Source organism: Xanthomonas sp. NCPPB 3959 (genome assembly GCF_056675575.1).
In genome coordinates this window covers 310,066-332,586 of sequence record NZ_JBWWVR010000002.1, presented here as the reverse complement: position 1 = coordinate 332,586, position 22,521 = coordinate 310,066, and the positions used below count along the sequence as shown (strand labels likewise).

Below are 22,521 nucleotides of genomic sequence, written 5' to 3'. Positions count from 1 at the left end.
ATAAGTCATGCCAGCGTCCGGCACAGGCACGCCTCCGGCACGCGCGGGCATGCTGCACCCAATGCACAACGGAGCAGCGCGATGACGAGCAAGCACGGATTGATGATGGCGCTAGGGCTGCTGGCAGGCATGTTCGGTGTCGTGGACGCGGCAGCGGCCGAGGATCTGCACTGCGAAGTCAGCAGCGACTACGACCTCACGCTCAACCCGCGCAGCCTGATCCTGATCCGCGAATCGGGCACGCCGCAGCGCCTAGTGATGCGCCAGGGCGCGTTGTTCGTCGACGACCGCTGGGTCGCGCTGAGCGCGGACGATCGCGCCCGCTTGATCCAGTTCGAGCGCCAGACCCGCGACGTGGTACCGCTGGCGCAGGAGGTCGGGCGCGAAGCGGCCGATATCGCCGTCACCGCGCTGGGCGAAGTGGCGGCCGGTTTCAGCCGCACCCCGGAGGCCACCCGCACCCAGATGGCGAACGTGCGCGAGAAGATCGATACGCGCCTGAAGCAGAGCTTCAGCAAAAGCCAGCTCACTACGATCGACATCGATGACGACATCGGCGCCATGGTGGCCGAGCTGCTGCCGCAACTGATCGGCGATGTCGTCGCCGGAGCGGTGCAGTCGGCATTGACCGGTAACGATGTGCAGCTGCGGTCGCTGGATGGCGTGGAAGCGCGCATCGAGCGCCTGATCGAGCCGCAGGCACGTGCGTTGCGGCCGCGCGCGCAGCAACTGTGCGAGCGGGTGGAAGCGCTCGATGGCTTGGACAATGCGCTGGCGTATCGTTTGCCCTCGGGCGAGCCACTGCAACTGTTGCGGGTGGATCGACGCGCCTCGAAATGATCCAGCGCGTGCGTGCGCAAACGCTGCATCCCACCCGGCGTGCGACTTTTTCCACGGCAATGGTTGGCGCTGCGGCCCGCAGCCGGCCACAATAGGGGTTTCCCCATTCTGTTGCCGGAGTTCCCCGTATGGCCGAAATCAAGGAAGCACTTGTCCCCGATATCGGTGACTACAGCGATGTCCCGGTAATCGAGGTGCTGGTGTCGGTCGGCGATACGGTCAGCAAGGACCAGAGCCTGGTCACGCTGGAATCGGACAAGGCCACGATGGAAGTGCCCTCGTCGGTGTCCGGCGTGGTCAAGGAGATCAAGGTCAAGGTCGGCGATTCGCTGTCGCAGGGCGCGCTGGTCGCGTTGATCGAAGTGGCCGATGCCGGTGCCGAAACCGCGGCTGCCCCCGCTCCGGCGGCTGCGCCCGCTGCTCCGGCCAAGGCCGCGCCCGCTGCCGCCCCGGCGCCGGCCGCCAAGGCTGAGCCGGCCGCGCCTGCCGCATCCTCGGAAGGCGGCTTGGTCGAGGCGCTTGTGCCCGACATCGGCGACTACACCGACATCCCGGTGATCGAAGTGCTGGTCGCCGTCGGCGATACCGTCGCCAAGGACCAGAGCCTGGTCACGCTGGAGTCGGACAAGGCCACGATGGAAGTGCCGTCCTCGGCTGCCGGTGTGGTCAAGGAACTCAAGGTCAAGGTCGGCGACACGCTCTCGCAGGGCAATGTGGTCGCCATCATCGCTGCCAGCGATGGCGGTGCCGGTGCGGCGCAGTCCCCGGCCAAGCCCACCACCGATACCGCCGAAACGGCGGGCAAGGTCGAGCCGGTCGCGGTGTCTGCGGTACCGGACAAGCTGGCCCAGCGCGAGATCGCGCAGGTACAGGGCGCGCGCTCCAGCGAGGCGTCGCAGTCTGCACAGGGCGGCCAGCCATCGGCCGGCAACCCGTCCAGCCCGCCGGTGACCTTCGACGCCGACAGCGTGCTGCCGTCCAAGGTGGCCTACGCCAGCCCGGTGGTGCGCGTGTTCGCACGCGAGCTCGGCGTGGATCTGAACCAGCTCAAGGGCAGCGAGAAGGGCGGCCGCATCACTCGTGAGGACGTGCAGCGCTTCGTCAAGGCCGCACTCAGCGGCGGCGCGCCTGCCGCAGCCGGTGCTGCGCCGGCCGGTGGTGGCAACGGCTTGAACCTGCTGGCCTGGCCGAAGGTGGACTTCAGCAAGTTCGGCGAGACCGAAACCCAGCCGCTGTCGCGCATCAAGAAGATTTCCGGTGCCAACCTGGCACGCAACTGGGCGATGATTCCGCACGTCACCCAGTTCGAATCGGCCGACATCACCGACCTGGAAGCCCTGCGCGTGGCGCTGAACAAGGAAAATGAGAAGGCCGGCATCAAGCTGACCATGCTCGCCTTCCTGGTCAAGGCGAGCGCCGCGGGGTTGAAGAAATTCCCCGAGTTCAACGCCTCGCTCGATGCGGCCGGCGAAAACCTCACGCTGAAGAAGTACATCAACATCGGTTTCGCCGCCGACACGCCGAACGGCCTGGTCGTGCCGGTGATCCGCGACGTCGACAAGAAGGGTGTGCTGCAGATCGCCCAGGAAAGCGGCGAGTTGGCCAAGAAGGCCCGCGACGGCAAGCTCGGCCCGGCCGACATGAGCGGCGGCTGCTTCTCGATCAGCTCGCTCGGCGGCATCGGTGGTACGGCGTTCACGCCGATCATCAATGCGCCGGAAGTGGCGATCCTGGGCGTGTCCAAGTCGGCGATGCAGCCGGTGTGGAACGGCAAGGAGTTCGCGCCCAAGTTGATGCTGCCGTTGTCGTTGAGCTACGACCACCGCGTCATCGACGGCGCGCTGGCCGCACGCTTCACCACCTATCTCGCCCAGGTACTGGCCGACATGCGACGCGTCCTGCTGTGAGAGCGGCGCTGCTGACGCTCGCCCTGCTGGGCGTGCTGCCGTGCACGGCTGCGGCGGCACGCGAGTGCGAGAGCACGCTCGGGCGCGGCTGGCCGCCGGCGGTGGGCAACTACGGCACCGCGGTGACCACGCTGCTCGATGCTGGCGGCAAGCCAAGCTTGTCGTTGCTCACGCTGCCCACCCGCGGCGTGGAAAGCGGCGTCTCGCTGCTGCCGGGCAAGGACGGCGCCGACTGGACCCTGCGCCACAGCCGCGCCGACGAGCGCGTCTACAGCTGGGTCAGCCAGAGCGATCGCGGCAGCGTGCAGTTCCGCACCGAGCAGACCCCGGAAACGGTGGAAATTCCGATTCCGGCAGCGTTGGCAAAGCGCCTGGTCAGCAACTGGACCGCCGCATTGACCCAGCTCGCACCGACCGGACGCACCGCGCCGGTGAGCGAGGGAGAGGTGCTGTCGTTCCAGGTCGATGGCGTGCGCTACAGCGGCGCGCGTCCGGGCTGCGGCGCCGGCGAGTTGCTGGTGCAGCAGGCCGCGTTGCTGATCGAAGCCAGCGAAGGCAAGGAAAAGAAGCGCGACAAACGCTGGACCCAAATCGAATCGTCGCTGGATGAACTCCAGCAGACGCTTGCCGGCACGGCCGGTTGAGCCACAGGAGAAGCAAATGGCGGTCATTGAAATCAAGGTTCCAGACATCGGCGATTACAGCGATGTCCCCGTCATCGAAGTGCTGGTCGCCGTCGGCGACAGCGTGGTCAAGGATCAGGGCCTGGTAACGCTGGAGTCGGACAAGGCCACGCTGGAAGTGCCGTCCTCGGCAGCTGGTGTCGTCAAGGAGCTAAAGATCAAGGTCGGCGACAACCTGTCCGAAGGGGCGGTCGTGCTGCTGCTGGAAACCGAAGGCGAGGCCGCCGCACCGGCTGCGCCCGCCAAGGCCGACACCAAGCCTGCGCCGGCTGCTGCAGCACCGGCCGCCGCGCCGGGCAGCAAGCCGCCGGTGACGCCCTCGCATCGCGCCCCGGCCGAGCCGGCGCCGTCCAAGCCGGCGCTGGCCAGCGGCAAGCCGGCCGATATCGAATGCAAGATGGTGGTGCTCGGCGCCGGCCCCGGCGGCTACACCGCCGCGTTCCGCGCCGCCGACCTGGGCCTGGACACCGTGCTGATCGAGCGCTACGCCAGCCTGGGCGGGGTCTGCCTCAACGTCGGCTGCATCCCGTCCAAGGCGCTGCTGCATGCCGCCGCTGTGATCGATGAAGTGGCGCATGCCGGCGATTTCGGCGTGGACTTCGGCCAGCCCAAGATCACCCTGGACAAGCTGCGCGAGTACAAGGAAAAAGTGGTCGGCAAGCTCACCGGCGGCCTGGCCAGCATGGCCAAGCAGCGCAAGGTGCGCACCGTCACCGGTGTGGCCAGCTTCGTCTCGCCCAACGAGCTGGAGATCGTCGGCGACGACGGCAAGACCCAGTTGCTGCGCTTCGAGCACTGCATCATCGCCGCCGGCTCGCAGGCGGTGAAGTTGCCGAACTTCCCGTGGGACGACAAGCGCGTGATGGACTCCACCGACGCGCTGGAGCTGCACGACATCCCCAAGACCCTGCTGGTGGTCGGCGGCGGCATCATCGGCCTGGAAATGGCCACGGTGTACAGCGCGCTGGGCAGCAAGGTCACCGTGGTCGAGTTCATGGACCAGCTGATGCCGGGCGCCGACAAGGACCTAGTCAAGCCGCTGGCCGACCGCCTGAAGAAGCAGGGCGTGGAAGTCCATCTCAAGACCAAGGCCACCGACGTCAAGGCCGACGCCAGCGGCATCACGGTGTCGTTCGAAGCCGCGACCGAAGGCGAAAAGCCGGGTCTGCAAGCGACCGCCTACGATCGCGTGCTGGTCGCTGTGGGCCGCACGCCCAACGGCAAGAAGATCGGCGCCGACAAGGCCGGCGTCACCGTCACCGAGCGCGGCTTCATCCCGGCCGATCGGCAGATGCGCACCAACGTGCCGCATATCTTCGCCATCGGCGACATCGTCGGTAACCCGATGCTGGCGCACAAGGCCACCCACGAAGGCAAGCTGGCCGCCGAAGTGGCTGCCGGCGAGAAGAAGGAATGGGTGGCGCGGGTGATTCCGTCGGTTGCCTATACCAACCCGGAAATCGCCTGGGTCGGCGTCACCGAAACCGAAGCCAAGGCCAAGGGCCTGAAGGTCGGCGTGGCCAAGTTCCCGTGGGCCGCCAGTGGCCGCGCAATCGGCATCGGTCGCACCGAAGGCTTCACCAAGCTGATCTTCGATGAAGAAACGCATCGCGTGATCGGTGGCGCCATCGTCGGCGTGCATGCCGGTGATCTGCTGGCCGAAATTGGTCTGGCCATCGAAATGGGCGCGGAGGCCGAAGACATCGGCCACACCATCCACGCGCATCCGACCCTGAGCGAATCGGTCGGCATGGCCGCCGAAGTCTACGACGGTACCATCACCGACCTGTACATCCCGAAGAAGAAGTAAGCCGCGCACATTGCGTGCAGTGCCAACGACGCCCCGCCTTGCGCGGGGCGTCGTCGTTTGGGCGTCGTGGTGTTGATCGCACAGCAAGCCCGTTGGATTCCCAGGCCATCGAGGATCCAGATCAGGTAGACGTGCGGCGCGACAGCGTGGGTGAGATGCCGTTGGCCGATTATGCGTGCGTCGCCGCGCACCTCTGCCCAACGCCATAGCGGCGCATTCGGCACATGGAAAAATGCAAAAGGCCCGCAAAAAGCGGGCCTTTTGGGTTCAACGGTGGGTGTAACTCAGAACGCGAACGTCACGCCTGCAACCGGGCCCTTGAACTCCTGCTTCAAACCGATCAGGCCATCGCTGCCGCGCTGGTCGACATCGAGCTTGAACCAGTCGTAGCCGGCGAACAGGCCGAAGTTCTTGGTGAAGCGGTATTCGGCAATCGCGTTGGCGCGGCTCAGGTCGCCCTTGTAATCGTCGAAGTTGCCCCAGCTGGTGTTGAGGTACTGACCCTGCACATTGAACAGCCAATGCTCGCTCGGACGTGCGGTGAAGCGGATACCGACCACCGGCGCAACGCCGTCGGCCTTCTCGTCGAGCACGTCGCCGCTGAACACGCTGCCCAGATCGGCATAGGCGTTGGCTTCGACCTTGGCGTATTCGGCACCGAGCTGCAGGCCCAGGCTGAATTCCGGCGAATCGATGACCGAGTAGTCGTACACCAGGGTGGCGACCTGATACTTCAGCTCACCCTTGATGAAGCTGCCCGTCGGCACGGTGATGCCGCCGCCGCTCAGATCCTGGGTCAGGGTCTCGCGGCGATCCTTGTCGTACTTGAAGTAATCGAAGATCAGGCGCTGACGGGTGCTGATGCGGAACACGCCATCGACACGTGGCTCCCATTCCTTGCCGCCGAGCTTGAAATCTTCATTGACCGACACGTTGTTGCCTGCCACCAGCGTGTTGCCACGGATGGTGTTGTCGTTGTCGACGTTCATCGCACCGAGACGAATCTGGAAGCGATCATCGGTGTCTTCGGCATGGGCAGGCGCGGCGTAAGCGGCAGCCAGTACGCACGGGATGACCAGTGCGAGAAGGTGTTTCATGGGGAGCTCCATAGTTCTAAGAGAGGCAGGCAACCGACCTGTGGCGCGCACTATCGATAAAATGGTGTCGTTCACAAGTGAACGAGCTGTCGATTCGATGTGAAGGCCGAAATAGCAATCGGACAAAACGGTCCGGTGCTGCGGGCAGTTCGACTTTAGTCGTGCGCCGCGCAATTGAGGCGCCAATAACGAAACGACGAGGCTGGTATCGCGCCAGGAACGCGTCGATTGGACCGCCGATGGGAAGGTCGCAGGGTGCGACAAAATGCGTAAAAAGCAGGAGCCCCGGTCTCCCAGGGCTCCTATACGCAGCCTGCGGCAGTACCTTTCGACGAGGATGTGCAGGCCTCGTAGGTTATGACCGTCTGTTTGTGGCAAAGTTCCCACCCGTTGCCGCAGCACATGTATGGTGCGCCGCAGCAGCTAGTGACTTCTGCCGGTTGTCTCGCAATTTGTCCCATTGCTATACTTTCGCGGCTCGACGAGGCGCATCTGCGCTTCCCACTCATTCACACGTAAGGTAACCGTAGTGCTGAACTCCGTTGACGCGGGTCGGCGGTTGATGCTGCGCGCTGCGGTATATCCGCTTGCCGCTGTAGCTATAACCAGTCTGGGGTTGCTGTTGGTCGGTCCCCGTTACGCTGCCGGTCTGGCGTTGACCGGATTTGCGACGGTACTGGGCGGCTGGGTCGCAGCACGGACCGCGCTAGGGGGCGGGATCCAGGCGGCAGGTATTGCCATGGTTCGGTTGATCCTGGCGATGGTGTTGAAGTGGGTATTGGTTTTCGTGGCGCTGGCGCTTGGCTTCGGCCTGTGGCGGCTGCCTCCTCTGGCTTTGTTGGCGGGTATCGCCATCGGGCTGATTTTTCAGGTTCTGGCTCTGGCCAGGCGTTGATTCGAACTTAAAGGGCTCCGGACACATGGCGGGCGAGGCAGTAACACCTACCTCCTATATCCAGCATCACTTGCAGAACCTGATCTATCCGGTTCGCGAGGGTGGCGGTACGTTTTGGACCATTCACGTCGACACCCTGGTCATGGCCGTGTTGATGGGCCTGGTGATGGTCGTCGGCTTCTGGACGGCGACCCGCAATGCCACCGCCGGCGTGCCCGGCAAGTGGCAGGCGTTCGTGGAAATCTGCCTGGAGTTCGTCGACCGGCAGGCCAAGGACACCTACCACGGCACCAGCAAGCTGGTGACCCCGATCGCGATCACGATCTTCTTCTGGATCCTGTTGATGAATCTCATCAAGATGATCCCGGCCGACTTCATTGCCATCCCGCTGGGCTGGGCAGGCATCCACGCCTGGAAGCCGGTGCCGACCGCCGACGTCAATGCCACCTTGGGCATGTCGATCAGCGTGTTCTTCCTGATGATCTTCTTCTCGCTGCGCTCCAAGGGCGTGGGCGGGATGACCAAGGAATTCCTGACGGCGCCGTTCGGCAAGTGGATGATGCCGTTCAACCTGCTTTTGAACATCGTCGAGTGGCTGAGCAAGCCGATTTCGTTGGCGATGCGACTGTTCGGCAACATGTTCGGCGGCGAGATCGTCTTCCTGCTGATCTGGGTGCTGGGCGGTGCGGGCATCGCCGGCATGGTTGCTGGCGGCGTATTCGGCCTCGGCTGGATGCTGTTCCACCTGTTGGTGATTCCGCTGCAGGCCTTCATTTTCATGATGCTGTCGATCGTGTATCTGAGCCTTGCCGAAGACAGTCACTGAGTTTGCTGCACCCTTCATCTGCTTCATCCCGATTCATCCATCACCCTTAGAAACTTTCGTTCGGAGATCACCATGTACCTCGCCGTCCTGACCAACCTCGCTCAAGTCCAGAGCTCCACCGTCCTCGCCGTCGGCATCATGATCGGCCTGGCCGCGCTGGGTGCCGGCCTCGGTCTGGCCATCATGGCTGGCAAGTTCCTGGAATCTGCCGCGCGCCAGCCGGAACTGATCCCGGTGCTGCAGGTCCGCATGTTCATCACCGCCGGCCTGATCGACGCCGCGTTCATCATCAGCGTCGCTGTCGGCCTGCTGTTCGCCTTCGCCAACCCGCTGGCCCAGGTGTTCATCGAGCGTCTGTCGCAGGCTGCTGGCTGATCCAGCGGTAGCAGGATGTGGGGGCAACCGCGTGCGGTTGTCTCCGCGGATGAAGGTCGGAAAGCGTCGCCATGCGGCGGCGCTTTCACCCCTAAAGAGCGATTGAGCGACCCATGGACATCACCCTTACCATCTTTGCCCAGGCGCTGGCCTTCGCCGGTCTGATCTGGATCGTCGCGACCAAAATCTGGCCGCCGCTGCTGCAGGCGATCGAAGAGCGTCAGCAAAAGATCGCTGAAGGTCTGGCTGCGGCCGATCGTAGTCAGAAGGATCTGGCGCAGGCGCAGGAAAAGGTCAACGAAGCACTGAAGGACGCACGCACCAAGGCCAACGAGATCATCGATCAGGCCCATGCGCGCGCCAACCAGATCATCGAAGCGGCCAAGCACGAGGCAATTGCCGAAGCCAACCGTCAGAAGGATCTGGCGCAGACCGAGATCGACGCATCTGCCACCCGTGCCCGCGAAGAACTGCGCAAGCAGATCTCGGTGCTGGCGGTCAGCGGTGCCGAGAAGCTGCTCAAGCGCGAAATCGATGCCAACGCCCACAAGGCGCTGCTCGACGAGCTGGCGGCGGAGATTTAATCGATGAGCCAGGCCCTCACACTTGCCCGTCCCTACGGCCGTGCCGCGTTTGCGATCGCGCGTGAGGGCGGTACCTTCGCACTCTGGTCCGATGCGCTGGCGTTCTCGGCGCAGGTGGCCGGCGACCCGCGCGTGGCTGCATTGCTGCTCAACCCGGCCTTGCGCCAGGAACAGGCAGTGACGTTGCTGGCGCCGCCAACGGCGAGCGAAGACTATCTGCGCTTTCTTGGCCTGCTGGCCGATGCGCAGCGCCTGTCGGTGCTGCCGGAAATCGCAGGCTTGTACGAACAGCTGCGTGCCGAGGCCGAACATGTCGTCAAGGCGACGGTGACCTCGGCAACTGAAATGACCGCGACCGAGCTGGACACGATCGCTGCTGCGCTGAAGAAGCGTTTTGGCCGCGAGGTGGACATCACCACCGCGGTGGATGCTTCGTTGATCGGCGGCGCGGTGATCGACACCGGCGACGTGGTCATCGACGGCTCGCTGAAGGGCAAGCTCGCGCGTCTGCAAAGCTCGCTCGCCCACTGAATTCACATAAACGCATGGCCCTCGCGGCCGGCACCTAGGACTGAACGATGGCAACCACGCTCAACCCCTCCGAAATCAGCGACCTGATCAAGACCCGCATCGAGACGGTCAAGCTGTCCGCGGAGTCGCGCAACGAAGGCTCCGTGACCAGCGTGTCCGACGGCATCGTGCGCATCTTCGGCCTGGCCGACGTGATGCAGGGCGAAATGATCGAACTGCCCAACAACACCTTCGCGCTTGCGCTGAACCTGGAGCGCGATTCGGTCGGCGCCGTGGTGCTGGGCGACTACGAAAACCTGCGCGAAGGCGACGTGGCCAAGACCACCGGTCGCATCCTGGAAGTGCCGGTGGGTCCGGAGCTGCTCGGTCGCGTGGTCAACGCACTGGGCGAGCCGATCGACGGCAAGGGCCCGCTGGGCGCCACCCAGACCGCACCGGTGGAGCGTGTTGCGCCGGGCGTGATCTGGCGCAAGTCGGTCGACCAGCCGGTGCAGACCGGTTACAAGTCGGTCGATGCGATGATTCCGATCGGCCGCGGCCAGCGCGAGTTGGTCATCGGCGACCGTCAGACCGGCAAGACCGCGCTGGCGATCGATGCGGTGATCAACCAGAAGGGCACCGGCATCAAGTGCGTGTACGTAGCGATCGGCCAGAAGGCCTCGACCGTTGCCAACATCGTGCGCAAGCTCGAAGAGAACGGCGCGCTGGCACACACCGTGGTGGTGGCGGCGACCGCGTCCGAATCGGCCGCGATGCAGTACATCAGCCCGTATGCCGGCTGCACCATGGGCGAGTACTTCATGGACCGCGGCGAAGACGCGCTGATCGTGTACGACGATCTGTCCAAGCAGGCCGTGGCCTACCGCCAGATCTCGCTGCTGCTCAAGCGCCCGCCGGGTCGCGAAGCCTATCCGGGCGACGTGTTCTATCTGCATAGCCGCCTGCTCGAGCGCGCTGCGCGCGTGTCCGAGGAATACGTGGAGAAGTTCACCAACGGTGCGGTGACCGGCAAGACCGGTTCGCTGACGGCGCTGCCGATCATCGAAACGCAGGCCGGCGACGTGTCCGCGTTCGTGCCGACCAACGTGATTTCGATCACCGACGGCCAGATCTTCCTGGAAACCGACCTGTTCAACGCCGGTATCCGTCCGGCCGTGAACGCCGGTATCTCGGTGTCGCGCGTCGGTGGTGCGGCCCAGACCAAGATCATCAAGAAGCTGTCCGGCGGCATCCGTATCTCGCTGGCGCAGTACCGTGAGCTGGCGGCGTTCGCGCAGTTCGCCTCGGACCTGGACGAAGCCACCCGCAAGCAGCTCGAGCGCGGTCAGCGCGTCACCGAGCTGATGAAGCAGAAGCAGTACGCGCCGATGTCCATCGCCAACCAAGCGCTGTCGATCTACGCCGTCAACGAGGGTTACCTCGATGAAGTGCCGGTCAACAAGCTGCTGGCGTTCGAAGAAGGCCTGCACGCGCACTTCGCCAACACCCAGGGTGAGCTGATCTCCAAGATCAACACCACCGGCGGCTGGGACAACGACATCGAAGCCGGCTTCAAGAAGGGCATCGAAGAGTTCAAGACCACCGGTAGCTGGTAAGTCAGTAGCCGGGATTTGGGATTGGGCAGTCGGGATTCGTAAGAGCGGTGGTTCGGGGGGCTTAGGCCACTCGAAGCACCACTTACGAATCTCCAGATTCAGGTATTCGGGAGTCGTGGTGCGGGATGCGGGAGGCTTTGGCCAATCCCGAATCACCAATCCCGAATCCCACCAGCGAAGCGAGCGAGCAATGGCAGGCGGACGCGAAATCAAAACCAAGATCAAGAGCGTGCAGAACACCCGCAAGGTGACGCGCGCGCTCGAAATGGTCTCGGCCTCCAAGATCCGCAAGGCGCAGGACCGTATGAAGACCTCGCGTCCGTACGCGCAGGCGATGAAGCAGGTAATCGGACATCTGGCGCAGGCCAGCACCGACTATCAGCATCCGTTCCTGGTCGAGCGTGCGCAGGTCAAGCGGGTCGGTTACATCGTGATCTCTTCCGACCGCGGCCTGGCCGGCGGTCTGAACAACAACCTGTTCCGCAAGATGCTGGGCGAAGTGCGCCCGTGGCAGGAGCAGGGCGCCGAGATCGACGTGGTGACCATCGGTCAGAAGGCCTCGGCATTCTTCCGTCGCATCAAGGTCAACATGGTCGGCAGCGTCACCCATCTGGGCGACAGTCCGCAGATCGAGCAGTTGATCGGTGTGATCAAGGTGATGCTGGATGCCTTCGTCGAGGGCAAGGTCGACCGCGTGTATCTGGTCTACAACCGCTTCGTGAACACGATGACGCAGAAGGCCAGCTTCGATCAGCTGCTGCCGCTGCCGGCCGCCGAGCACAAGGTGGCCCATCACGATTGGGATTACCTGTACGAACCCGATGCCGCCACCGTGCTGGAGCACGTGATGACGCGCTACATCGAGTCGCTGGTGTACCAGGCCGTGCTGGAAAACGTGGCCTCCGAACATGCCGCGCGCATGGTGGCGATGAAGGCCGCCAGCGACAACGCCAACAAGATGATCGGCACCTTGCAACTGGTCTACAACAAGGCACGTCAGGCGGCGATCACCCAGGAAATTTCGGAAATCGTCAGCGGCGCAGCCGCGGTATAGGCACGGCCGGGATTGGGGATTCGGGATTGGTAGGAGCGCAGCGGATGGCGCCCTTGCGAATCCCCAATCACGAATCCCAGATCACAAAATTCCACGAGATGGCATCTGCCACTCGGACAGAACAAAGCTAACCGGAGCAGCAAAATGAGTCAGGGCAAGATCGTTCAGATCATCGGCGCGGTCGTCGACGTCGAATTCCAGCGCAATGAAGTACCGAAGGTCTATCACGCGCTGAAGGTCGAAGGCACCGCCATCACCCTGGAAGTGCAGCAGCAGCTCGGCGATGGCGTGGTGCGCACGATTGCGCTCGGCTCCACCGACGGCCTGAAGCGCAACCTGCTGGCCACCAACACCGAGCGTGCCATTTCGGTGCCGGTCGGCGCCGGTACGCTGGGCCGCATCATGGACGTGCTGGGTCGCCCCATCGACGAGGCTGGCGAGGTGCAGGCCTCGGACCATTGGGAAATCCACCGTGCTGCGCCGTCGTATGAAGACCAGTCCTCCAGCACCGAGTTGCTGGAAACCGGCATCAAGGTCATCGACCTGATGTGCCCGTTCGCCAAGGGCGGCAAGGTCGGCCTGTTCGGCGGCGCCGGCGTCGGCAAGACCGTCAACATGATGGAATTGATCAACAACATCGCCAAGGCGCACAGCGGTCTGTCCGTGTTTGCCGGCGTGGGCGAGCGTACCCGTGAGGGCAACGACTTCTACCACGAGATGAAGGACTCCAACGTTCTGGATAAGGTCGCGATGGTGTACGGCCAGATGAACGAGCCGCCGGGCAACCGTCTGCGCGTTGCGCTGACCGGCCTGACCATGGCCGAGTACTTCCGCGACGAGAAGGACGAGAACGGCAAGGGCAAGGACGTGCTGCTGTTCGTGGACAACATCTACCGCTACACGCTTGCCGGTACCGAAGTGTCCGCGCTGCTCGGCCGCATGCCGTCGGCAGTGGGCTACCAGCCGACCCTGGCCGAAGAAATGGGCGTGCTGCAGGAGCGCATCACCTCGACCAAGAGCGGTTCGATCACCTCGATCCAGGCCGTGTACGTGCCTGCGGACGACCTGACCGACCCGTCGCCGGCGACCACCTTCGCCCACCTGGATTCGACCGTCACGCTGAGCCGTAACATCGCCTCGCTGGGTATCTACCCGGCCGTGGATCCGCTGGATTCCACCAGCCGCCAGATGGACCCGCTGGTGATCGGCCACGAGCATTACGACACCGCCCAGCGCGTGCAGCAGACCTTGCAGAAGTACAAGGAACTGAAGGACATCATCGCGATCCTGGGCATGGACGAGCTGAGCGAAGAAGACAAGCAGTCGGTATCGCGCGCACGCAAGATCGAGCGCTTCTTCAGCCAGCCCTTCCACGTGGCCGAAGTGTTCACCGGCTCGCCGGGCAAGTACGTCTCGCTGAAGGACACCATCCGCGGCTTCAAGGCGATCTGCGACGGCGAATACGACCACCTGCCGGAGCAGGCGTTCTACATGGTCGGCAGCATCGAAGAAGCCGTCGAGAAAGCCAACAAGATGAGCGCCAAGGCGTAAGAGCCGGGATTTGGCATTCGGGATTCGGGATTTGGTACAGCGGTGAGCGGGGTGCGGAGACGAGGTGAGTGGCCACAGTGAAAGCTGCGGTTGCCAATCCCGACTCCCGAATCCCCAATCCCCGCCTCACAAGGTAAGGCACCATGAGCACTATCCGTTGCGACATCGTCAGCGCCGAGAAGGAAATCTTCCACGGTGAGGCGACGCTGGTCGTGGCCACCGGCGAATTGGGCGAGCTGGGCATTGCGCCCAAGCACGCGCCGCTGATCACGCGGCTGAAGCCGGGCAAGGTGGTGGTCACCACCGCCAGCGGCGAGCAGTTGGACTTCGCCATTTCCGGCGGCATCCTGGAAGTGCAGCCGCAGGTGGTGACCGTGCTGGTCGACACCGCGGTGCGTGCCCAGGACATCGACGAAGCTGCGGTACGCAAGGTCAAGGAAGAGGCCGAACGTCTGCTGGCCAACCGTGGCGACGCGGTGGATGTGGCGGAAGCACAGCGTCGGTTGGCCGAGGCGACCGTGCAGCTGCAGGCGCTGGAGCGCTTGCGTCGTACGCTGAAGCACTAAACGCACGATGGCGTGCGCCCTCGCGGCGCGTGCAAGCGTGACAACAGATGTACAGCCACACGCAGGTGTGGCACTGGAAACGCCGACCATCGTGTCGGCGTTTTCGTTTTTGGAGATGCGCCTGCGTGGCGCGGTCCACCTGCACCGAGGGAGCAGGCACACTGCGTGCCTTGCACGATGCCGCCTTCTGCAGGCGGCGCGGCCTCTCACCCATGCACGTTGAGGAACACCCAATGACCCGCACGATCGATGGCTTTCGCAGTTACGCGCTGACCGGCCTGCTGGCCGTCGCACTGCTGGGCTGTGCACTGCCGGCGCGTAGCCAGCCGCCGCTGGATCCGTTGCTGGATCGCATCGTGCAGCGCAATGCGATCGGCGATGCGGTGGCGCTGAGCAAGTGGGACAGCGGCAAGCCGGTGCTGGATCAGACCCGCGAGGCGGCGGTGCTGCAGAGCGTGCGCGATCAGGCCGCTGCGCACGGGCTGGATGCCGAGGATGCGGCGCGGTTCTTTGCGGCGCAGATCGAGGCCAACAAGGCGGTGCAGTACGCACTGTTGAATCACTGGCGCGAACGCGGACGCGCGCCGGACACCGCACGTCCGGATCTGGCGACGTTGCGTGTGCGCCTAGATCAGCTGCAAGGACAATTGCTCGATGCATTGGCCGACGTTGCACCCTTGCGCGCAGCGCCCCAGTGCCCGGCCAGCACCGCGCGCGCAGCAGCGCATTACGCCGCGCAATGGCAGCTGGATGCGCTGCATCGCGCCGCACTGGTACGCAGTCTGGGCGATTTCTGCCGCTGAACCCCGTACCGCCACCAGCACCTAAGTGCGGATCGTCCCCTCAGGAGGGGGACGCTCTACCGAGCACGCGATCAGCGATGCGCTAAACGTGTATTGGCTGATCTGCACCTGGCGGCGACATGGATCGCGTTTTCTTCAATCGAAAGCAGCAGCGTCTTCGGTCACTGCGTTAGCGTCAGTGCGCTCGCTCAGCGATACACCACATGCCGGCCAAGAAAAAACGACACGATCGCCAACCCGCCTTCCACCAGCGGTTTGGCCAGCCAGGCCTGACGCAGGCCGAGCAGATCCACCGTCGCCGACAGCAGCCAGGTGCTGATCAGTGTGAGCACCAGCCACATCACCGCAAAGCGGCGGAAGCGCTGCCAGCCCAGACGTGCACCACCTTCCTGGGCGAAGGTGTAGCGGCCGTTGAGCCAGAAGCCAAGCACTGCACCGCTGATGCGCCCGAGCAGATTGGCAGGCACTGTCGGCATGCCCGCCGCCGTGGCGGCAATGAAGATGCCGCAATCCACAGCCAATTGCAGGGCGCCAATCAGGGTGAACTGGCTGCCTTGGCGGAACAGACTCATGCGGGCCGGGTGATCGTGAGAGGGCGCTCATGCTAACGGCAGCGGCGCTTAAAAATCGTAATCACCAAAAGACGGCGATGCGGTAACGACGCGCTGCCGAGACAGCGACTAGAATTTGTCCATCTCACGTTTTGGAACGCTTCGATGACTTTGCCCCTGCACGTCGTGATCCTGGCCGCGGGAGAGGGCAAGCGCATGCGCTCGTCCCTGCCCAAGGTGCTGCAGCCGCTGGCCGGCCAGCCGATGCTGGCGCACGTGATCGCCACTGCGCGGCAGTTGCAGCCAGCCGCGATCCATGTGGTGCACGGGCACGGCGGTGAGCAGGTGCAGGCGGCGTTCGCTGCGCAAAGCGATCTGCACTGGGCCGAGCAACGTCAGCAACTGGGCACCGGGCATGCGGTGCAGCAGGCGATGCATGCGATTCCGGACGCAGCCACGGTGCTGGTGTTGTACGGCGATGTGCCGCTGATCCAGTCCAACGACTTGCTGCAACTGCTGCACGCACCCGGACGCATGGCGGTGCTGGTGGCCGATGTGCCCAATCCCAGCGGTTACGGCCGCATCCTCCGCGATGCCGAAGGCAAGGTCGCCGCGATCGTCGAGCAGAAGGATGCCAACGACGAGCAGCGCCGCATCCGCACCATCAACACCGGCATCCTCACCGCCGAGTCCACGGCGCTGCGTCGTTGGCTGAGTGGTTTGTCGAACCAGAACGCGCAGGGCGAGTTCTACCTCACCGATGTGTTTGCCAGCGCCGCGGCCGATTTCACCCCGGCCGACATGGTGCACGTGAGTGATCCGCAGGATGTGGAAGGTGCCAACGACCTGTGGCAACTTGCGCTACTGGAGCGCGCCTGGCAGACACGTGCGGCACGTGCGCTGTGCCTGCGCGGCGTGCGCATGGCCGACCCGGCGCGCGTGGAGCAACGCGGCACGGTGACAGTGGGCAATGACGTGCAACTGGATATCGATGTGATTCTGGAAGGCGAAGTGACGCTGGGCGATGGCGTAGTGATCGGCCCGTTCGTACGGCTGCGCGATGTCACGCTCGGCGCCGGTACGCAGGTGCGTGCGCACTGCGATCTGGAAGGGGTGGTGACCGAGGGCGCAGCGATGATCGGCCCGTTCGCGCGGCTACGGCCTGGCACGGTGCTGGCCGATGGCGTGCATATCGGCAACTTTGTCGAGACCAAAAAGGTCACGATGGGCGTAGGCAGCAAGGCCAACCATCTGACCTATCTGGGCGATGCGGTGATCGGCAGCAAGGTCAACATCGGCGCCGGCACCATCACCTGCAACTACGACGGCGTGAACAAGTCGCAGACCACCATCGGCGATGGCGCCTTCGTCGGCTCCAACAGCGCGTTGGTGGCACCGATCGTCATCGGTGCCATGGCCAACATTGGCGCGGGCTCGGTGATCACCCGCGATGCGCCTGCCGGCCAGCTCAGCGTGGCGCGTGCGCGTCAGACCGTGATCGAAGGCTGGGAGCGTCCGACCAAGAAATAGCGGTGGCTGCATGCGGCTTGGTCGTCGTACTGCACCGCATGCTGCACCTGTGCTGTGCAGTGACGACACTGGCAGACCACGCACGTCGCCAACGATTACGAGGTGCCCGATGCAAACGCGACGCTACGCACTGCTATTGATGGTGTTCTTGGCAGCGCTGCTACCAGGGGCGGTATCCGCACAGACCTTTCGGCTGTATCTGGCGCCAGATGGCAACGACGCCGCGGCGGGCACCAGTGCCTCGACGGCGTTGCGTAGTTTGAGTGCCGCCCAACAGCGCTTGCTCGAACGGCGCCCCACCGGCGCGGTAGATGTGGTGATTGCCGCAGGCACCTATTTGCGGCAGTCGGTGCAATGGACATTCACCAACGGCGCGTCCATTCGCTTCATCGCAGCATCCGATGCCGCCACGCCACCGTGGTTCGATGGACGCGGTGGCGCGACCTGGTTCACGCTGAAGGGCGGCGGCAATGCTGCCACGCGGCTGACCTTTACCGGTTTGAAAGTCAGCAATTACTGGATGGCAATGGACCTGGGCAGCAGCAAACGCAGCCAGGACGGCAACAGCGGCAACGTGATCCGCAATATGACCTTCGAGCGGATCGGTGGCATCCATGGCAGCAGCAGCGAGGCTGCGTACTCGTTCGCAGCGATCCGTTTGCAGAATTCGCGCGACAACCGCATCGAACGCAATCGCTTCGTGTCCATCGAAAACGACACCAAGACCTCGGGCTTCATCCATGCGCTGTATCTGGCGCGTCACTCCTCCGGTAACCGCATCGAAGGCAATACCTTTACCAACGTCAACGGCGATGCCGTACGCACCCGCGATGCCTCGGACAATACGTATGTGGGTGCCAACCGCTTCGTCCGTGCCGGCAAGTACGCGGCGTTTTCGGACTGGATCAAGCCTGAAGGCGAGTGTCCCTCGCAAGGCGGGCAGTTCTTCGACAACACGGTGGGGGCTGGCTATTACGGCGCGATCGACGCCACGCGAACGACGGGTGCAGACGACGCCTGTGGTGCGTTGAAGAAACCGCGCATCGAAGAGCGTGGCACGCTTCGTGGCGAGTGAAGCCGTTATCAAACGGTTGTTCGCTACAGCTTGCAGCGAACTAACCGGCCACCGCAGACGGCAGCAACAAGGTGACGCATAACCCGCCGTGTTCGCGATTGTGCAGCGAGATGCGTCCGCCGTGGGCTTCGGCGATCTCGCGGGTAAGCGCAAGTCCGAGCCCGGTGCCGTTGCGCTTGGTCGAGTAGAACGGCATCAGCGCGTTATGCAGCACGGCCTCGTTCATGCCATTGCCGCGGTCCAGCACTTCGATGCGTAGCCATTGCGGCACGCGGGTGACGCGCACAGCGACATCGCTGTTGGGTGGCTGCGCCTCGCTGCAGGCTTCGTGCGCGTTTTTGAGCAGGTTGAGCAATGCCTGCTCGATCTGCGCCGCATCGATGCGGCTGGAGACATCCGCCAGCGTGCCTTGCAGCTGGAACGGAATCTGTTGCCGCAAGCGCTCCAGAAACGGCGCCCATTCGATGGTCTGCAGCTGCGGCTGCGGCAACTTGGCAAAGCGTGCATAGCCGCGGATGAAGCCTTCCAGATGGCGTGCGCGCTCTTCGATGGTTTCGAACACGATGCCGAGCCGATCGGTGCGTTCGCGACGCAGCAACTCGGCGCCGGAATGTGCCAACGAGGCGATCGGCGCAAGCGAGTTGTTCAATTCGTGGCTGATCACACGGATCACCTTCTTCCAGGTCTGCACTTCCTGGCGGCGCAATTCGTTGGTCAAGGTGCGGATCAACAACAGCTCGTGGCCGCGTCCGTTGAGATGAAAACTGCGGCGTGAGAGGTGATAGATCTGCTCGTCGTCTTCGTCATCGCCGTCTTCGCGTACTGCGAACAGACAATCGCCGCCGCGTGCCAACGCATCACGCAATTCGTTTGGCATGCGGCCGAGCACATCGTCCAGATGCTGGCCTTCGAGTTTGCGGCCGTCATGCAGCAGCTTGCGCGCAGCGTTGTTGGAGAAGCCAATACGGCGCACGCCATCGCCACCGGCCACCACCAGCAACATCGCCACCGGGGTGTTCTGCAACATGGTGTCGAGCATCAATTCGCGCTGCACCAGATTGCGCCGTTGCGCGCGCAGTACCTCGCCCAGTTCTGCATGCGCCTGCACCAGCTGCGCCAGCTCGTCAGTGCCGCGCCAGTACACGCCGAAGTTGTATTCGCCATCGCGGTAGCTGCTGGTGGTGCCGGCCAATGCGCGGAACAGCGAGCGCATCGGCGCTGTGGCGCGGCTGAGGCTGAACCACATTGCCGACAGCAGGACCACTGCCGATAACACCGCCACTTCCCACCCACGGTCCAGCCAGTACGCCGTGAACCAAGGCAGCGCGGCCGCCAGCGCTAGCACCGGCAACAGCCGCAAAAACAGCGAGAACGTGAAGGAACGCTGCCACATGCGGGGATTCATTCCGAGGTGATGCCGTAGCGGTCCATGCGCCGATACAGGGCCTGTCGGCTCAGGCCCAGCTCGGCGGCGGCCTGAGCGATGACCCCTTGCGCGCGCGCCAGTGCCTGTTCGATGCGAGCACGATCCGGTTCGCCTGCCGCCGGCGCCGCCGGGCGCGGCGCGGCTGCGTGTGGCAAATTCAGATCGCTGGCTTCGATACGCACACCTTGCGCGAGCAAAGACGCACGTTGCAGCACGTTGCGCAGCTCGCGCACGTTGCCGGGCCAGGCATGCCGTTGCAAGGCATCGCGCGCCTGCGTGGACAGCGGTTTGTCGCCGGCCAGAAAGTGCTCGGCCAACGGCCCGATATCGCCGGGGCGTTCGGCCAGTGCGGGTAGCGCGATTTCCACCGTGTTGAGCCGGTAATACAGATCCTCGCGGAAGCTGCCCTCGCGGATCATCGCTTGCAGATCGGCATTGGTGGCGCTGATCACACGCACCTTGGCGTGGCGTTCGCGATTGGAGCCCAGGCGCTCGTAGCGGCCGGTTTCCAGCACGCGCAGCAACTTCATCTGACCTGCCAATGGTAGGTTGCCGATTTCGTCGAGAAACAACGTGCCGCCATCGGCGGCTTCGAACTTGCCTTCGCGCGCCTTGTTCGCGCCGGTATACGCGCCGGCTTCTGCGCCGAACAATTCGGCTTCGATCAATTCACCGGGTAGCGCGCCGCAGTTGAGCGCAATGAACGGGCCGTTTTTCGCCGGCGAGTTGGCCTGGATGATCTCGGCGATCTTCTCCTTGCCGCTGCCGTTGGGGCCGGTGATCAGCACCGGCAGGTCCGAGCGTGCGACCTGGCAGGCGAGCGCGATCGCGCGTTCGCTGGCCGGGTCGGCGAACACCGCGCCGCGTAGATCGTAACGTTGGGTCAGCTGCTCGCGACCGCGCCGCTCGCGCTCGCGGCGGCGTTCCAGTTCGCGGCGCGCTTCGGAGAGTTCCAGCAGGTTGTTGACCGTGGTCAGCAGCTTGGTGTCGTCCCAGGGCTTGGCGATATAGTCGGCCGCGCCGGCCTTGACCAGGCCCACCGCGCTGCCCAGATGGGTCCAGGCGGTGAGCAGGATCACCGGCAGATCGGGATGGCGCTGACGGATCTGCGCGAACAGCGCTTCGCCCTCTTCGCCGGAGGTGGTGTCTGCGGTGAAGTTCATGTCCTGGATCACCAGATCGAACCCTTGCTCGTCCAGCAGCGCCAATCCGGCCTGCGGCGAATGCGCGTGCCGTGCGTCGATGTCGTGCAACGAAAACAGCACCTCCAGCGCGGTGGCCACGGCGGTGTTGTCGTCGATGATCAAAATCTGCGGCATCGCGTTGCTCGATAGTGGGGGCTGGCAGGAAGGGCTATCAGAACAGGATTCGGTGCGTGGCGGAACTGTGTTGCGCATTGCAGCTGAAGTGTGTGAATGCATGCGCTTGGTTGGATTGCACACCACTACGTTTGGTTTGCACAGGCGGTTGCGGTTTTGGAGGTGGTGACCAATCGAGCGATCTGTCTAAGCGGCTTACCGCCGCTGCACATCGTCGGAGGCATCGCCCCGACGATGTGCAGCGGTACATCACGCGCTACGCGTTGCCACCGCCGGTGGCACCAGCGCCGCGCGGCGGGCCGGCCAGAACACCGCGATCTGGCCGAGTACCCACAAGGTGACTGCGCCGATCGGGAGATAGATCAACGGCAAGCGTGGCAACTCGTAACGCGCCATCAACCAGAGGTTGATCGAATACGCCATCAACATGCCGAGCACGATGCCGATCGAGGCGAGCAGGAAGTTTTCGATCTGGAAGTAACGCAGGATCTGGCCTCGTGTCGCACCCAGTGCGCGGCGGATGCCGATCTGCTTGGTGCGCTGCTGCACCCAGAAGCTGGCAAGGCCGACGATGCCCAATGCGGTGACGATCAGTAGCGCGATGCTCATGGTGACAAGCAGCCAGGCCATGGAGCGATCCTGGCGATAATAGTCGTTGCGCATTTCCTCTACTGTTGTGGGGCTCTTGATGATGCGGTTGGAGCTGTTCTTCTCCAGCACTGCGACGGCCTGGCGCAGTACTTCCTGTCGTCGCGCCGGATCGGTGCGTAGCAAATACATCCCGCCATCTTTGTAGCTCACCTTGATCGGAGACAGCATGGAGTCGTCGTATGAGGAATCGCCGCCGTAATCGAGAACGCGCGCCAGGTGTTCGACGATTCCAACGACCTTGCTGGGTGTCGGTCCAATGTAAATGGATTTGCCCAGTGCCGATTGCCCGGGAAACATCTTGTCTGCTGCGCTTTTGGTGAGGATGACGCTTGGGCTATCAGCTTTCGTTTCACTGTCCCAGCTGAATTCGCTCTCCGTGAAACGACGTCCCTGCACAAGTTTCAGCCCCATCGCGTCCAGCGTCTGGGCGTCGCCGTTGTAGCTGTTGACGTCAATCGTGGAGATATCCTGATCGGCGGTGAGTTTGAGGCCGGTGATCCAGATGCTCTGACCGAACGGTATCTGGCTGACTGCGGAGGCGAACTTGACGCCGGGGATACTGCGCAAGGCGGCCAGGTCGGTCTCGGTGAGTGCATTGGCGTTATCGTCTTCCCCGATGCCGCTGATGCTGATGGTCACGAGCTCGTTTTCGGCAAGGCCGCTGGGGCGCTGCGTGCGATCCAGGCGATTGCCGATCAGGAACAGCGCATTGGAAATGATGGCGCAACTCAGCGCCACCTCGAGGATGATCAGTGCCGCAGCGGTCTTGTGCCGGCGCAGGGTGGACAGAATGGGGCGGATTTCCATTGAAGATTCCTTGATGGTTGCTGGCCAACGGCGACGCGCGCGCGG

Annotated in this window: 21 protein-coding genes; 16 read left to right on the top strand and 5 right to left on the bottom strand. The window is 63.8% G+C overall.

Translation table 11 applies throughout. The features are described 5' to 3' along the window. Nucleotides 1-81: 81 nt before the first annotated feature. The 4 genes from AC1KVG_RS04415 (at nucleotide 82) to lpdA (ending at nucleotide 5,240) form a co-directional block, all read left to right on the top strand. A complete protein-coding gene (locus AC1KVG_RS04415; RefSeq protein ID WP_481093602.1) occupies nucleotides 82-840 on the top strand; it encodes a DUF2884 family protein in 759 nt (252 codons plus the stop codon). A 128-nt stretch (nucleotides 841-968) separates the two neighbouring features. After that, nucleotides 969-2,747, top strand: a complete 1,779-nt coding sequence (locus tag AC1KVG_RS04410) for a dihydrolipoyllysine-residue acetyltransferase (protein WP_481093601.1) — start codon at nucleotides 969-971, stop codon at nucleotides 2,745-2,747. Further along, a complete protein-coding gene (locus tag AC1KVG_RS04405; protein WP_481093600.1) occupies nucleotides 2,744-3,391 on the top strand; it encodes a hypothetical protein in 648 nt (215 codons plus the stop codon). Before AC1KVG_RS04410 ends, AC1KVG_RS04405 begins: the two co-directional genes overlap by 4 nt. Nucleotides 3,392-3,407: 16 nt before the next feature. Beyond that, the gene (gene lpdA / locus AC1KVG_RS04400; RefSeq protein WP_115039682.1) at nucleotides 3,408-5,240 is read left to right on the top strand and encodes a dihydrolipoyl dehydrogenase; all 1,833 of its coding nucleotides are present in this window, start codon (nucleotides 3,408-3,410) and stop codon (nucleotides 5,238-5,240) included. Between the two features lie 284 nt (nucleotides 5,241-5,524). On the opposite strand, the gene AC1KVG_RS04395 is transcribed toward lpdA, so the two are convergent. Beyond that, nucleotides 5,525-6,337 (bottom strand): hypothetical protein, encoded by an 813-nt coding sequence (locus AC1KVG_RS04395; RefSeq protein ID WP_162498308.1) that lies wholly within the window; start codon nucleotides 6,335-6,337, stop codon nucleotides 5,525-5,527. A gap of 529 nt (nucleotides 6,338-6,866) precedes the next feature. Here AC1KVG_RS04395 and AC1KVG_RS04390 point away from each other — a divergent pair. The 10 genes from AC1KVG_RS04390 (at nucleotide 6,867) to AC1KVG_RS04345 (ending at nucleotide 15,117) form a co-directional block, all read left to right on the top strand. Next, a complete protein-coding gene (locus AC1KVG_RS04390; protein ID WP_005920882.1) occupies nucleotides 6,867-7,232 on the top strand; it encodes a hypothetical protein in 366 nt (121 codons plus the stop codon). A gap of 25 nt (nucleotides 7,233-7,257) precedes the next feature. Beyond that, a complete protein-coding gene (gene atpB, locus AC1KVG_RS04385) occupies nucleotides 7,258-8,058 on the top strand; it encodes a F0F1 ATP synthase subunit A (protein ID WP_481093599.1) in 801 nt (266 codons plus the stop codon). 72 nt (nucleotides 8,059-8,130) lie between these two features. Further along, nucleotides 8,131-8,433, top strand: coding sequence for a F0F1 ATP synthase subunit C (atpE, locus tag AC1KVG_RS04380; RefSeq protein WP_002814105.1), 303 nt, complete (start codon nucleotides 8,131-8,133; stop codon nucleotides 8,431-8,433). A 113-nt stretch (nucleotides 8,434-8,546) separates the two neighbouring features. Continuing rightward, entirely contained in the window at nucleotides 8,547-9,017 is a 471-nt protein-coding gene (locus tag AC1KVG_RS04375; protein ID WP_006450423.1) for a F0F1 ATP synthase subunit B, read from the top strand. Nucleotides 9,018-9,020: 3 nt separating this feature from the next. Next, nucleotides 9,021-9,548 carry a F0F1 ATP synthase subunit delta gene (locus tag AC1KVG_RS04370; RefSeq protein WP_006450424.1) on the top strand — a complete coding sequence of 176 codons (528 nt, stop codon included), beginning with the start codon at nucleotides 9,021-9,023 and terminating at the stop codon, nucleotides 9,546-9,548. 47 nt (nucleotides 9,549-9,595) lie between these two features. Then, nucleotides 9,596-11,143, top strand: coding sequence for a F0F1 ATP synthase subunit alpha (gene atpA / locus AC1KVG_RS04365; RefSeq protein WP_055824757.1), 1,548 nt, complete (start codon nucleotides 9,596-9,598; stop codon nucleotides 11,141-11,143). A 190-nt stretch (nucleotides 11,144-11,333) separates the two neighbouring features. Further along, nucleotides 11,334-12,197 (top strand): F0F1 ATP synthase subunit gamma, encoded by an 864-nt coding sequence (atpG, locus tag AC1KVG_RS04360; protein WP_055824759.1) that lies wholly within the window; start codon nucleotides 11,334-11,336, stop codon nucleotides 12,195-12,197. 144 nt (nucleotides 12,198-12,341) lie between these two features. Then, complete coding sequence (gene atpD / locus AC1KVG_RS04355; protein WP_055824761.1) at nucleotides 12,342-13,748, top strand: F0F1 ATP synthase subunit beta; 1,407 nt, start codon at nucleotides 12,342-12,344, stop codon at nucleotides 13,746-13,748. 143 nt (nucleotides 13,749-13,891) lie between these two features. Continuing rightward, entirely contained in the window at nucleotides 13,892-14,314 is a 423-nt protein-coding gene (locus AC1KVG_RS04350; protein ID WP_006450428.1) for a F0F1 ATP synthase subunit epsilon, read from the top strand. A gap of 233 nt (nucleotides 14,315-14,547) precedes the next feature. Beyond that, entirely contained in the window at nucleotides 14,548-15,117 is a 570-nt protein-coding gene (locus AC1KVG_RS04345) for a chorismate mutase (protein ID WP_006450429.1), read from the top strand. A 188-nt stretch (nucleotides 15,118-15,305) separates the two neighbouring features. Here the strand turns inward: AC1KVG_RS04345 and AC1KVG_RS04340 are convergent, their stop codons facing one another. Beyond that, the gene (locus AC1KVG_RS04340; protein WP_006450430.1) at nucleotides 15,306-15,689 is read right to left on the bottom strand and encodes a GtrA family protein; all 384 of its coding nucleotides are present in this window, start codon (nucleotides 15,687-15,689) and stop codon (nucleotides 15,306-15,308) included. Nucleotides 15,690-15,833: 144 nt separating this feature from the next. Here AC1KVG_RS04340 and glmU point away from each other — a divergent pair, with 144 nt between their 5' ends. Continuing rightward, a complete protein-coding gene (gene glmU, locus AC1KVG_RS04335) occupies nucleotides 15,834-17,198 on the top strand; it encodes a bifunctional UDP-N-acetylglucosamine diphosphorylase/glucosamine-1-phosphate N-acetyltransferase GlmU (protein ID WP_023902452.1) in 1,365 nt (454 codons plus the stop codon). A 109-nt stretch (nucleotides 17,199-17,307) separates the two neighbouring features. Further along, a complete protein-coding gene (locus AC1KVG_RS04330; protein WP_481093598.1) occupies nucleotides 17,308-18,273 on the top strand; it encodes a right-handed parallel beta-helix repeat-containing protein in 966 nt (321 codons plus the stop codon). Nucleotides 18,274-18,313: 40 nt separating this feature from the next. On the opposite strand, the gene AC1KVG_RS04325 is transcribed toward AC1KVG_RS04330, so the two are convergent. The 3 genes from AC1KVG_RS04325 to AC1KVG_RS04315 form a co-directional block, all read right to left on the bottom strand. Then, the gene (locus tag AC1KVG_RS04325; RefSeq protein WP_481093597.1) at nucleotides 18,314-19,666 is read right to left on the bottom strand and encodes a sensor histidine kinase; all 1,353 of its coding nucleotides are present in this window, start codon (nucleotides 19,664-19,666) and stop codon (nucleotides 18,314-18,316) included. An 8-nt stretch (nucleotides 19,667-19,674) separates the two neighbouring features. Then, nucleotides 19,675-21,018, bottom strand: coding sequence for a sigma-54-dependent transcriptional regulator (locus AC1KVG_RS04320; protein ID WP_481093596.1), 1,344 nt, complete (start codon nucleotides 21,016-21,018; stop codon nucleotides 19,675-19,677). Between the two features lie 249 nt (nucleotides 21,019-21,267). After that, nucleotides 21,268-22,476: an ABC transporter permease gene (locus AC1KVG_RS04315; protein ID WP_481093595.1), complete on the bottom strand. Its 1,209-nt coding sequence runs from the start codon at nucleotides 22,474-22,476 to the stop codon at nucleotides 21,268-21,270. Between the last annotated feature and the right edge of the window lie 45 nt (nucleotides 22,477-22,521).